This window comes from Brevundimonas naejangsanensis, from assembly GCF_000635915.2.
Taxonomy (GTDB): domain Bacteria; phylum Pseudomonadota; class Alphaproteobacteria; order Caulobacterales; family Caulobacteraceae; genus Brevundimonas; species Brevundimonas sanguinis.
The window spans coordinates 2065760-2077693 of sequence record NZ_CP015614.1 but is presented as its reverse complement, the minus strand read 5'-3'; the positions used below and the strand labels follow the sequence as shown (position 1 = coordinate 2077693).

Annotated in this window: 16 protein-coding genes; 13 read left to right on the top strand and 3 right to left on the bottom strand. The window is 68.7% G+C overall.

Annotation, left to right across the window (positions count from 1 at the left end; translation table 11 throughout):
- The first annotated feature begins 78 nt into the window (after positions 1-78).
- On the top strand, positions 79-399 hold the full coding sequence (locus tag DA69_RS09910) for an Mpo1-like protein (protein WP_025978564.1): 321 nt from the start codon (positions 79-81) through the stop codon (positions 397-399).
- Positions 400-623: 224 nt separating this feature from the next.
- Here DA69_RS09910 and DA69_RS09905 read toward each other — a convergent pair whose 3' ends face one another.
- Positions 624-1187 carry a 3D domain-containing protein gene (locus DA69_RS09905; RefSeq protein WP_025978563.1) on the bottom strand — a complete coding sequence of 188 codons (564 nt, stop codon included), beginning with the start codon at positions 1185-1187 and terminating at the stop codon, positions 624-626.
- 394 nt (positions 1188-1581) lie between these two features.
- Between DA69_RS09905 and DA69_RS09900 the strand changes: the two genes are divergently transcribed.
- From DA69_RS09900 to DA69_RS09890, 3 genes are read left to right on the top strand one after another with little or no spacing between them, the layout of a single operon-like run.
- Positions 1582-2613 carry a S1/P1 Nuclease gene (locus tag DA69_RS09900; RefSeq protein WP_025978562.1) on the top strand — a complete coding sequence of 344 codons (1032 nt, stop codon included), beginning with the start codon at positions 1582-1584 and terminating at the stop codon, positions 2611-2613.
- Between the two features lie 52 nt (positions 2614-2665).
- Positions 2666-3601, top strand: coding sequence for a nucleoside hydrolase (locus DA69_RS09895; RefSeq protein WP_025978561.1), 936 nt, complete (start codon positions 2666-2668; stop codon positions 3599-3601).
- Positions 3598-4443, top strand: a complete 846-nt coding sequence (locus DA69_RS09890; protein WP_025978560.1) for a ribokinase — start codon at positions 3598-3600, stop codon at positions 4441-4443. The genes DA69_RS09895 and DA69_RS09890 overlap by 4 nt, the downstream gene beginning before the upstream one ends.
- A 178-nt stretch (positions 4444-4621) precedes the next feature.
- Here DA69_RS09890 and DA69_RS09885 read toward each other — a convergent pair whose 3' ends face one another.
- Entirely contained in the window at positions 4622-4831 is a 210-nt protein-coding gene (locus DA69_RS09885) for a hypothetical protein (RefSeq protein WP_025978559.1), read from the bottom strand.
- A gap of 125 nt (positions 4832-4956) precedes the next feature.
- On the opposite strand from DA69_RS09885, the gene DA69_RS09880 reads away from it, so the two are divergent.
- The gene (locus tag DA69_RS09880) at positions 4957-5730 is read left to right on the top strand and encodes a YebC/PmpR family DNA-binding transcriptional regulator (protein WP_025978558.1); all 774 of its coding nucleotides are present in this window, start codon (positions 4957-4959) and stop codon (positions 5728-5730) included.
- A gap of 3 nt (positions 5731-5733) precedes the next feature.
- Here DA69_RS09880 and DA69_RS09875 read toward each other — a convergent pair whose 3' ends face one another.
- Complete coding sequence (locus tag DA69_RS09875; protein WP_145915921.1) at positions 5734-6321, bottom strand: hypothetical protein; 588 nt, start codon at positions 6319-6321, stop codon at positions 5734-5736.
- A gap of 238 nt (positions 6322-6559) precedes the next feature.
- On the opposite strand from DA69_RS09875, the gene DA69_RS09870 reads away from it, so the two are divergent.
- The 8 genes from DA69_RS09870 (at position 6560) to ybgC (ending at position 11884) form a co-directional block, all read left to right on the top strand.
- A complete protein-coding gene (locus DA69_RS09870) occupies positions 6560-7078 on the top strand; it encodes a hemerythrin domain-containing protein (RefSeq protein ID WP_025978556.1) in 519 nt (172 codons plus the stop codon).
- Entirely contained in the window at positions 7071-7772 is a 702-nt protein-coding gene (locus DA69_RS09865; RefSeq protein WP_025978555.1) for an MgtC/SapB family protein, read from the top strand. The genes DA69_RS09870 and DA69_RS09865 overlap by 8 nt, the downstream gene beginning before the upstream one ends.
- A gap of 59 nt (positions 7773-7831) precedes the next feature.
- On the top strand, positions 7832-8554 hold the full coding sequence (locus tag DA69_RS09860; RefSeq protein ID WP_025978554.1) for an MgtC/SapB family protein: 723 nt from the start codon (positions 7832-7834) through the stop codon (positions 8552-8554).
- A gap of 70 nt (positions 8555-8624) precedes the next feature.
- Positions 8625-9137 (top strand): crossover junction endodeoxyribonuclease RuvC, encoded by a 513-nt coding sequence (ruvC, locus tag DA69_RS09855; RefSeq protein WP_025978553.1) that lies wholly within the window; start codon positions 8625-8627, stop codon positions 9135-9137.
- Positions 9134-9760 (top strand): Holliday junction branch migration protein RuvA, encoded by a 627-nt coding sequence (ruvA, locus tag DA69_RS09850; RefSeq protein WP_025978552.1) that lies wholly within the window; start codon positions 9134-9136, stop codon positions 9758-9760. Before ruvC ends, ruvA begins: the two co-directional genes overlap by 4 nt.
- 181 nt (positions 9761-9941) lie before the next feature.
- The gene (ruvB, locus tag DA69_RS09845; RefSeq protein WP_025978551.1) at positions 9942-10973 is read left to right on the top strand and encodes a Holliday junction branch migration DNA helicase RuvB; all 1032 of its coding nucleotides are present in this window, start codon (positions 9942-9944) and stop codon (positions 10971-10973) included.
- 104 nt (positions 10974-11077) lie between these two features.
- Entirely contained in the window at positions 11078-11428 is a 351-nt protein-coding gene (locus DA69_RS09840) for a hypothetical protein (RefSeq protein ID WP_227157509.1), read from the top strand.
- A gap of 6 nt (positions 11429-11434) precedes the next feature.
- Positions 11435-11884 (top strand): tol-pal system-associated acyl-CoA thioesterase, encoded by a 450-nt coding sequence (gene ybgC / locus DA69_RS09835; RefSeq protein ID WP_025978550.1) that lies wholly within the window; start codon positions 11435-11437, stop codon positions 11882-11884.
- The last annotated feature ends 50 nt before the right edge of the window (positions 11885-11934 follow it).

The window sequence follows — 11934 nt, the reverse complement described above, 5'->3', positions numbered from 1 at the left end:
TAGCGGCGGCGCCGCTTCCGGGATGACCGGAAGAGGGGCTCTCTTGCCCCCGGCGCGATCCGGGGGCAGGCTGGGGCCATGAGCATCGAGCAACCCCAAGGGCGGTACGCCTCGTTCGAGGCCTTCTACCCCTATTATATTCATGAGCATTCCAACCGGACGTGCCGCCGCATCCATGTGGTCGGGACGGGGCTGGTGATCGCGGCGTTCGTGGCGTTTGTGGCGACGCGCAACGCCTGGTGGCTGCTGGCCATGCCGCTGGTCGGCTACGGCTTCGCCTGGGTCGGACATTTCTTCTTCGAGAAGAACCGGCCGGCGACGTTCAAATATCCGCTGTGGAGCCTGATGGGCGATTTCCGTCTGTTCCTCGAGACGGTCAGCGGCAAGCGGAAGTTCTGACTGACGCTTTCCTCCCCATGCAATGGGGAGGGGGACCGCGAAGCGGTGGAGGGGCCGGGACGGCGAGTCCTGTGCAGGCGGTCAGTTTTTAGGTCGCGGAACCAAGCAGCCCCTCCGTCACGTCGCCTTCGGCGCCGCGCCATCTCCCCACTGCGTAGGGAGGAGAACGAAAAAGGGCGGCCGGTTCGATCCGGCCGCCCTTTTTGTCGTCAGGCTCAAAGGCCTTAGTTCGAGGCCGTTTCCCACGCCGGGGGGCAGCCGTCGAAATCGCCCGCGTCGGCGATGGTCAGGGTCTTCATGTTCAGGGTCCGGGCCTGCTGCATCGAGCCGCGGCCGTGGCCGGTGTAGAGGTCGACCTTGGCGCCCTTGATCGCGCCGCCGGTGTCGGACGCATACCAGTAGCCGTCGTGCACCGTGCCGTCGCTCATGCGCAGACCCACGGTCTCGCGGATGAACAGCTTGGTGCGGCGCGGGATGACGCGCGGGTCGACCGCGACCGTGCGCATCGGAATCGGTCGGCAGCCCAGGGAATCGTTGCCCGTCGCTCCGCCGCCGCCGGCGTGATAGAGGCGGGCCGAGGCGCGCCAGTCGGGATCGCCGGCCATCAGCTCAAGCTGTTCGGCCGACAAATCCGCCGTTTCGACGGGTTTGATGGAACCAGGGGCCGTCGCGGCGGCTTCTACGATTGCGGCGTCGCGGACGACGGCGGTTTCGTACGGGACAGGCTCTCCGGACCCGGAGAAGGCCATGGTCCACAACATGGCAAGCGCGGCGGCCGTGCTCAACATCGTTCAAACTTCACGCAGCACCGGTCCCGACACGCTCCGGCACGGCGGTTTTTGACGGCCAATTACGGCGCAATTGCGGCGAATGAGATCAGTGGCTGTATCGATAGTGGATAAGGCGCAAATGGGGCTAGTCTATCGCCGGTCGGTCTCAGACTATCATGACTATATCATATCAGTATTGACCCGATTTAAGTTCTATACTTTGACGAGCGTCTGCGTCGTTAACGACTTGATCGTTCTCGCTAACACTTTATTGGCAAGAAAAGCTGGCGATAACGACAAGATAACGGCGGCGTGATGGGCGCTTCGGCTGTCGCCCGGGGCGGGTAGAGGCGGGCGCGGGAATGGGATAAGCCGTCGTTTCCCCTTCTGAAATTTCCGATGGCGTCGCCCCATGAACCGACAAGTCAAACGACTGATGATTTCCGCCGCCGCCCTGATGCTGGTCGCGGCGCCCGCCGTTCAGGTCGAGGCGTGGGGCAGTTCGGGCCATCGGGTGATCGGCGTGGCGGCGATGCGCCACCTGCCGGGCGATCTGCCCGCCTTCCTGCGCACGGCCGGGGCCGCCGCCGACGTCGGCGAATATTCGCGCGAGCCGGATCGCTGGAAGGGCGCCGGCCAGCCCCACGACCGCGAGCGCGACACCGCCCATTTCGTCGACATGGACGATCAGGGCCGGGTGATGGACGCGCGCGGTATGACCATGGCCGATCTGCCGCGCCTGAAATCGGAATACGACGCCGCCCTGATCCGCGCCGGTCTGGACGTGGATAAGGCGGGCTATCTGCCCTACGCCATCATGGACGCCTGGCAGAACCTGGAGCGCGACTTCGCCTATTGGCGCGTGCTGAGCGCCGCCGAGGCGCGCGAGCCGGACCTGGCCAAACAGGCCTGGTACCGCGCCGACCGTCAGCGCCGCGAGCAGTTGATCCTGCGCGACATCGGGGTGTTGAGCCACTTCGTCGGCGACGCGGCCCAGCCGCACCACACGACCATCCACTTCAACGGCTGGGCCGGCGAGACCAATCCGGAGCGTTTCACCACCTCGCGCAGCACCCACGGCGACTTTGAAGGCGCCTTCACCAGCCGAACCCTGCGTCAGGATGCGGTTGAGGCGGCCATGATCCCGATGAGCATCGAAGGCTTCGACGTGCGGGCCCGCACGGCCTCGCACCTGAACGCCACCCTGGCGACGGTCATCCCCTTCTATCGCATGGAAAAGGCGGGCGCGTTCAAGGACACGGACCCGCGCGGCGCGGTCTTCGTCACCGAGCGGCTGGCGGCGGGCGCGTCGGAACTGCGCGACTTCGTGTCGGCCGCCTGGCGCGTGTCGGCCAGCAGCAGCATCGGCTGGCCCGCCGTCAAGGTCGCCGAGGTCGAGGCTGGACGCGTCGATCCCTGGACCTCGATGGTCGGCGAAGACTGATCTCAGGCGAAGCGCGATTGATTCGCGCCGCGGCAGGCGGCACATCAGGCCGGTGAAACAGAGCCTGATCATTGATTGCGACCCGGGCGTGGACGACGCCACCGGGTTGCTGACCGCCTTCGCCTCGCCTGACCTCGACCTGCTGGCCGTGACCACGGTCGGCGGCAACGTCAGCGCCGCCAAGACCGCCCGCAACGCCCGGATCCTGCGCCAGATCGCCGGGCGCGAGGACGTGCCGGTCTATGCCGGCGCCGAACGGCCCCTGCGCCGCGCCCCGGCCGGGGCGGGCGAGTTTCATGGAGCTGAGGGGCTCGGCGACCTGACGCCGTTCGAACCCGTGGCCCCGGTCGCCGAGGGGACGGCGGCGGGCGCCATCGTGCAGCAGGTGATGGCGCGTCCGGCGGGCTCCGTGGCCGTGGCGGTCATGGGGCCGATGACCAATCTGGCGCTGGCCATGCAGGCCGAACCGGCGCTGGCGGCGCATCTGGGACCGGTGGTGGCCATGGGCGGGGCGCGCGCCGAGGGCGGCAACATCACCGCCTCGGCCGAGTTCAACATCTGGGCCGACCCGGACGCGGCGGCCGAGGTCTTCGCCTCCGGCTGCCGCATGATCGTCATGGGGCTGGACGCCACCCACCAGGTGCGCGCGACGGAGGAACGGATCGCGGCCATAGAGGCCCTGCCCACGGCCTCGGCGAGGACGGCTGCGGCCATGCTGCGCTTCTCCCAGCGGGTGGAGCGTCAGATCGTCGGCTGGGACGCCGGGCCTCTGCATGACCCCTGCACGGTGGCCTGGCTGCTGAAGCCGGAGCTGTTCGAACTGGCCCCCTGCCGAATCGCGGTGGAGACCGAAAGCGAGCTGACCCGCGGCCACACGGCGGTCGAGTTCCGCGTCGAGGCGGCGAACGCCAACCACTTCTGGGCGACCAAGGCCGATGCGGCCGGAATCTTCGCCCTGATCAAGCAGCGTTTGGGAGAAGGCGCATGAGGATCACCGTCGTCGGCTCGATCAATCTGGACTTCGTGGCGGCCGCGCCGTCTCTGCCCGCGCCGGGCGAGACGGTGACGGGAGCCAGCCTGTCCCGCCATCCCGGCGGCAAGGGCGCCAATCAGGCGCTGGCGGCGCGCCGGCTGGGCGCGGAGGTCAGGCTGATCGGACGCGTGGGCGATGACGAGATGTCCGGCGCGGCGGTCGCCCTGGTGCTGGCGCATGGCGTCGACCTGTCGGGGGTGGAGACGGACATTGCGGCCCCCACCGGGGTGGCGCTGATCACCGTCGATCCGACCGGCGAGAACCAGATCACCGTGGCCGCCGGCGCCAACCACTTCGCCACGCCGGAACAACTGCCTGCGCGCATCGAATGCCCGCTGATCGCCCAGCTTGAGCTGCCGATCGAGACGGTCGAGGCGGCGGTCGGGCGGGCGACGGACTTCGTCTGCGTCAACCTGGCGCCGGCCGCGCCGGTGTCGGAGGCGCTGCTGCGCCGGGCCGACCTGCTGGTGGTCAATGAGACGGAGGCCGCCTTCTACGGCGACGCCCTGCACGTCGGCGGGGGCATGGTGGTGGTGACCAAAGGCGCGCGCGGGGCGGTCATGTATCGACGCGGGGTCGAGATGGCCTGGGCCACGCCGCCGCGCATCAAGGCTGTCGATGCGGTAGGGGCGGGCGACGCCTTTGTCGGAGCGATCACGGTCGCGCTGCTGGAGGGCATGACGCCGAACGACGCGCTGCATTTCGCCTGTGCGGCCGGGGCGCTGGCGGCGACCCGACCGGGCGCGCAGCCGTCGCTGGGCGACCGCGCTGAAGTCGAGGCCCTGATGGGGAAATAAAACAAGCGCCGCCTTTCTCCCTCCCCGTCCCGGGGAGGGTGGTCGCAGCGAAGCGGAGACCGGGTGGGGAGGGCTTGGCTATTCAGTCGCGCGCCCTCATCACCAAGCCGCCCCCACCCCGCTTCGACCTGACGGCCTCAGCCACCCGCCCCGAGACGGGGACGAAGAAATCTGAGCCTTAGTCCCGGTCGTACAGACGCATGACGGCCAGGGCGCCGATGGTGGTCAGAACCCCCAGGGCGAAGGCGCCGACCAGGGAGCTGGTGGCGGCGGCGGTGGAGACCGTCACCGGGCGCTTTGCGTACCATTGTACGATCTCGCCGGCATGGGCGTGGTCGATGCCTTCGTCATAGGCGTCGTCCAGATAGGTGTCGTCAGCGGCGGCCATCGGCGTCTCCCAATCATGCCCGCGCTTAATCCCCGGCGCGGTTCGGCGGTTCCCCTCAGGTGACAGAAGGGAGCCTGTCCATTAAAGGACCTGCCCCAACTTACAAATTCCTGTCGGGTGAGACCATGGCCGGCCATTCGAAATTCAAGAACATTATGCACCGCAAGGGGCGCGCCGATGCCGTGCGCTCCAAGCTCTTTTCGCGCCTGTCACGGGAAATCACCGTGGCGGCCAAGTCGGGCATGCCCGACCCGGCGATGAACCCCCGGCTGCGCCTGGCGGTGAACAACGCCAAGGCCGAATCGATGCCGAAGGACAACATCGAGCGCGCCATCAAGAAGGCCTCGGGCGGCGAAGTCGATGCGATGGAGGAGATCCGCTACGAGGGCCGCGGCCCCGGCGGCGTCCAGGTCATCGTCGAAGTCCTGACCGACAACCGCAACCGCGCCGCTTCGGGCGTGCGCTCGGCCTTCGCCAAGAACGGCGGGGCGTTGGGCGAGAGCGGCTCGGTCACCTTCATGTGGGACCGGGTGGGCAAGATCCATTACCCCGCTGAAGCGGGCACCGAGGACGCCGTCATGGAAGCCGCCATCGAGGCCGGCGCCCAGGATGTCGAGAGCGACCTGGTCAAGCCGGACATCTATGAGGACGCGCCGGGCCACACCATCTGGACCGCCTTCGAGGACCTGAACGAGGTCGCGGAGGCCATGTCCAAGGTTCTGGGCGACCCCAAATCGACCTCCATCGTCTGGAAGCCGCAATCGGAAATCGACCTGGCGGGCGACTCCGTGGGCGTCCTGTTCAAGCTTCTGGACGCGCTGGACGCCGAGGACGACGTGCAGCAGGTCTATTCCAACGAGAACATCTCGGACGAAGACGCAGCCAAATACGCGGGCTGATCCCTAGCTGCAGTCCGCAGACCAATCTGAATCGGGCTCGGCGGCCCTGAGGCCGTCGAGCGTCGGGATGCGTCGTTCCGCGTCCGCCGTGATCGTCAGGGTGGACCAAGCGGCGCCTGTCGGCGCCTCGCGTCGATAGACGGTCATGGCGAAGGGGACGTGTCCCGCCGCCTCGACGCTGTAGACGGTGTTGGATTCGCCGGCGCCGAAGGCGTAGCACCCGACCGGGACGACGACAGCGCCGCGCGTCCGCAAGGCCTCCACGACCTCATAGGGCACGGGTTCGCCGACGGCGGTCCAGCTCAACTCCAGCACAGCGCCCGGTGCGCGACGCGCCACGGCCTTCACCGGTCCGATCGCGCCTTCGAACGCCTGGGCGCCAGGGCGGGCGGGCAGCCAGCGCACGGCGGTGGTCCGCGCCTTCACGTCGGCGGGATCCAGCGCGGCGGGCGTTCCCTCGACGAACGGGGCCAGGATGGCGTCGACCAGGGGATTGGAGCGCGTCACTGCCGGCCAGGTTTCGGCGCAGTAGGAGTCGGCCCAGTCGACGCCAGGATTCTGCGCCAGGGCGCGCTCGCGGCAGCGGCTCATGAAGTCGGCGCGAGCATCTTGGGGGAATGAGGCGGCGGACGCGGTGGCGCTCGCTGCGGCCGCCAGGCTCAGACCGGCGATGACAAGCAAGCGAGGGATACGAGGAGACATGGGACGGCTCCGACGTTGTTCCAAGCCGCCATTATGCCTCAATTCTCGCCGTCGCGGGAGCCGGGAACTCACAAGCGTCACCACGGCTTCTAGAGGGTCAAGCCTGGCCGCTAGGGAGCTTTACGCCATGGATATCACCCAGCTGATCCTCGACGACCACGCCGAACAGCGGCGTCTCTTCTCGCTCATCGAGCAGATCGACGGCAAGGACGTAGAGGCGCTGGAGGCGGTGTGGGGGCGGCTGTCGGCGTTCCTGGACGCCCACGCCGAGGCCGAGGAACAGCATTTCTATCCCCAGTTGCTGAAGCTGGGCGAGGGGGCCAACGACGCCGAGGACGGGACGGTCGAGGGCGAGACCGAGGACGCCATCGAAGATCACAACAAACTGCGCGACGCGGTCAAGGCCGTGGCCCAGCACAAGGTCGGCAGCAAGGCCTGGTTCGAGGCGGTGGGCGAGGCCAACGTCGTCAACTCCAAGCACATGGGCGAGGAAGAGCGTCAGGGGCTGACGGATTTCCGCATCAACGCCGACCTGAAGACGCGTCATGAGCTCGGCGTGCGCTACGCCGCCTTCCAGGCGCGTCACATCACCGGGGTCAAGCCGGTCAACAAGGACCCCGAAGCCTACGTCGAACAGCATGGTTGACGCGGCCTGGCTGGAAACGATCGTCCTGCCCATCGCCGGGGCGCTGGTCGCCGGCGGCGCGATCGGCTTTGAACGCGAGTGGCGGGGCCGGGCGGCGGGGTTCCGCACCCACATCCTGGTCAGCCTGGCGTCGTGCCTGTTGATGCTGGCGGCCATGACGCAAGCCGATTGGGCCTTCCGGGCCCTGCCGGACGAGAACATCGTCACTGATCCCACCCGCATGGCCCACGGGGTGCTGACTGGGATCGGTTTCCTGTGCGCAGGCGTCATCTTCCGCACGGGCTTCTCCATTCACGGTCTGACGACGGCGGCGTCGTTGTGGATCACCTCGGCCATCGGCCTGCTGTTCGGGGCGGGGCTGTTCGGTCTGGGCGCGGCAGGGACGGTGATTACGGGCCTGATCCTGATCTCGCTCAGGGTGGTGAACGCTCGCCTGCCGGATCGCACCCTGGCGGACGTGGAGGTACGATGGCGCCGCGACGCCCCCTCGCCGGAGGCGGAGGTCGAGGCCGCCCTGCGCGCCTTGGACCCGGCGCCTGCCCCCGATCGCTTCGAACTGATCGACGAGGGCGCCGTGGTGCGCCGCAGCTGGCGCGTCCGCATCGAGGGCGAAGGCGCGCTGAAGGCCTTGGCGGCGCGGCTGTCGGCCCTGCCTTCCGTCTGCGGCTATGTGCTGGATCCGCGCGCCGACTGACGACTTGCCCGGCGCCCCGGCGCGGTTCAACCTGAACGGTCGTTGGGAGCGGTTGTGACATGCAGATTGACTGGGGCGTGACGCATTGGGGCGTCGAGGATCTGAGCCTGCTGGCGCCGGCGGCGGCCGCCATGATCGCAGGCGGCCTGATCGGGATCGAGCGGACCTATCACGGCCATCCGGCGGGGTTCCGCACCCATATCCTGGTGTGCATGACGTCTTGTGTGCTGATGCTGGCGGCCATGCACCAAGCCAGCTGGGGGTTCGTCGCCCTGCCGGAGCAGCGTCTGGTGATCGACCCGACGCGCATGGCGCACGGCATCCTGACCGGCATCGGCTTTCTGTGCGCCGGGGTCATCTTCCGCGAGCGCTTCTCGGTGCACGGCCTGACCACGGCGGCCTCGCTGTGGACCACCTCGGCCATCGGGGTCATGTTCGGCGTCGGCCTGTGGAAGCTGGGGCTGATTGCGGCGGGGGCGACCCTGCTGGTGCTGGCCATCCTGCGCTTTCTGGATGCGCGCCTGCCGCATGTCGGCGTGATGGACGTCACCCTGCGCTGGACGCGCGGCGCGGCTCCGGACGAGAAGGTGCTACGCGCCTTGCTGGCCGACAAGGGGTTGAGACCGACCCGCATCGGTCACGTCGTCAGCCCCGACGGCCTGATCCATGAACACCACGTCAAGGCGCGCGGACCCATGCCGCTGCAGGTCGACGCCCTGTCCAGCGTCCTGGCCGAACAGGCAGGCCTGGCGGGCTTTTCAGTCATGCCCCGAGACGACTGAGCGGACGAGCGACCTTCTGACAAAACGCCCGGTCATTGTTCGCTAACCCTCTTTGGGGCAATAGGAACGGATGGCGAACGAAACGACTCGGATCCTGGGGCTCGACCCCGGCCTGCGCCGCACCGGCTGGGGCGTCATCGAAAGCGAGGGCAGCCGCCTGCGCTGGATCGCGCACGGCGTCGTCGCGCCCAGCGAGAAGGCGCCCTTCTCCGAACGGCTGCTGCATCTGCTGGAGCAGGTCGGCGAGGTCTGCGCCGCCTATGACTGCGACGAGGCGGCGATCGAAGAGGTCTTCGTCAACGTCAATCCGGCCTCGACGCTGAAGCTGGGCCATGCGCGGGCGGCGGTCATGCTGGCCCCGGCGCGGGCGGGCCTTTCGGTCGCTGAGTACGCCCCGACCCTGATCAAGAAGGCGGTGGTGGGGGCCGGCCAGGCGGACAAGAGCCAGATCGCTTTCATGGTGAAGCGGCTGCTGCCCGCTTCCGGCGAAGTGAAGGCCGACGCCGCCGATGCGCTGGCCGTGGCCGTCACCCACGCCCACCATCGGCGGTTCAAGACGATAGCAGTGAGAGGGGCGGCATGATCGGTCGTCTGCGTGGGATTCTGGCCGAAGTCGGGGAGGCGGAATGCCTGATCGACTGCGGGGGGGTGGGTTATGTCGCAACCTGCGGGGCGCGGACGCTGGGCCGCCTGCCGGCGCCGGGCGACGAGACCACCCTGTTCATCCATAGCCAGTGGAGCCAGGATCAGGGACCGCGCCTCTATGGTTTCCTGACCCGCGACGAGCGCAAGGTCTTCACCCTGTTGCAGACCATCCAGGGGGTGGGGCCGAAGGCGGCGCTGGGCGTGCTGGACGTGCTGCCGCCCGCCGAGCTGGCCGCCGCCGTCGCGCGCGAAGACAAGGCCGCCGTGGGCCGCGCCAACGGCGTGGGGCCCAAGCTGGCCCTGCGCATCGTTACCGAACTGAAGGGCAAGAGCCTGACCGACGGCGTCTTCGCCCCGACCGCGCCCGGCGTCCACGCCGAAGCCGCCGTCGCCGCCCCGCCGCCGCCCAGCGTCACGGGCGAGGCGGTCGCCGCCCTGCTGGGCCTGGGCATCGCCGAGGTCAACGCCCGCCGCGCCGTCGATCACGCCCTGATCAAGTTGGGCGAGGAGGCCGAACTGCCGCTGGTCATCCGCACGGCCCTGCAGGAGCTGGGACGATGAGGGCCGCCCTCTCGCTTCCTTCTCCCTTGAGGGGAGAAGGGGGGCGCCGGAGGCGCTCGGATGAGGGTGCTGTGTCCGCGCGCTCTTCCGGAAAAGGTTGCGCCCGTGTCGGGCCTCACCCTCATCCGTCTCGCTGCGCGAGCCACCTTCTCCCCTCAAGGGAGAAGGGAGGACGGCGCCTATGACCGACGACCGCATCATCTCGCCCGCGCCCGCGCCCGGCGAACAGTACGACCGCGCCCTGAGGCCCCAGACCCTGTCCGAGTTCGTCGGCCAGTCGGCGGCCAAGGGCAATCTGAAGGTCTTCATCGACGCGGCGCGCGGCCGCTCGGAGGCGCTGGACCACGTTCTGCTGTTCGGGCCTCCGGGGCTGGGCAAGACGACGCTGGCGCAGATCGTGGCGCGCGAGCTGGGCGTGGGTTTCCGCGCCACCTCCGGCCCCATTCTGGCCAAGGCGGGGGATCTGGCGGCGATCCTGACCAACCTCGAACCGCGCGACGTCCTGTTCATCGACGAGATCCACCGCATGGCCCCGCAGGTGGAGGAAATCCTTTATCCGGCGATGGAAGACCATGTGCTGGACCTGATCATCGGCGAAGGGCCGTCGGCGCGCAGCGTGCGCATCGATCTGGCGCCCTTCACCCTGGTCGGGGCGACGACGCGGGCGGGCCTGCTGGCGACGCCTCTGCGCGACCGATTCGGAATCCCCCTTCGGCTGGAATTCTACACCCCGGACGAGCTGACCGCGGTGATCCGGGGCGCGGCGCGCAAGATGGGCGCGGCCATCACCGAGGACGGGGCTATGGAGATCGCGCGCCGGGCGCGGGGCACGCCGCGCATCGCCGGGCGCCTGCTGCGCCGGGTGCGGGACTTCGCCGATGCGGAAGGGACCCCCATCGACCAACTGGCGGCGGCGCGGGCGCTGGCGCGGCTGGAGGTGGACGAGGCCGGACTGGACAGCCTGGACCGCCGCTTCCTCAAGGCCCTGATCGAAAACTATGGCGGCGGGCCGGTCGGCATGGACACGCTGGCGGCCGCCATCGCCGAGGCGCGCGACGCGGTCGAGGACGTGATCGAACCCTATCTGCTGCAACAGGGCTTCATCCAGCGCACGCCGCGAGGCCGGATGGCCTGCGCCAGGGCCTATGAGCACCTTGGGCTGGAGACGCCCGCCGCGCCGCCCGCCGCCGCCCCGGACCTGTTCGGCAAATAAGCCGCGACTCTTTCGCAACAGGGCTTCACCTCGGCGGCGAAGCCGGTCATCCTCCGTTTTCCCAGAAGGAGGCGGTTTTGGCCCACCCTCGCAGGATGAACCGGATGATCGTCGCGCTTGGCGCGGCTGTCGTGGTGCTGGGCGGGTTCAGCCTCTATGCCGTCAATCAGGGCGCGCGCTTCGGGCCGCGTCAGACGACGCCGGCGGAGCGGGCTTTGTCTCAGGTGCGCGAGCAGATGGGGGCGGAGGCCGAGGTGCGCTATGTCGAGGCCGGGCGCGGCCGGGCGGCCTGCGGCTACGCCGGGCTGAAGGGCCGCAAGGAGGCGGTGGCCTTCGTCTCGCGGCCCAACCGCATCCTGATGAGCCACGATCCGCTGACCGGCGAGTTCGCGACGCTGAAATCGCGCTATTGTCCGGGGTTCGACGCCCCTGTTCCCGCCGCTGGCAAGAGCTGACCGACCATGACCGATCAACCCAGCGCAGGCCGTTTCGACGGCCGCGACCACCTGTTGCCCGTGCGCGTTTATTATGAGGACACGGACTTCACCGGCCTGGTCTACCACGCCAACTATGTCCGCTATTTCGAGCGGGGACGGTCGGACTTTTTGCGTCTGGCCGGGGTGGGCCATGCGGACCTGCTGGAGCAGGATGAGCCGCTGGCCTTCGTCGTCTCGGACCTGACGATCAAATATCTGAAGCCGGCGCGCATCGACGACGCCCTGGTGGTGCGCACCCGCTATGAGGCGATCAAGGGACCGCGCCTGATCATCCGCCAGACGGTCGAGCGGGACGGAGAGGCCTTATGCCGGGCGGATGTCGTCGCCGTCTGCATCCACCTGGACGGACGGCCTCGGCGGCCGACGAAGCGGCTGGTGGAACTGGTCACGCCCTGGCTCTCAGGGACGGAATAGGCGCAACTTCTCCCTCCCCCTCATGGGGAGGGTGGCTGAGGCGAAGCCGA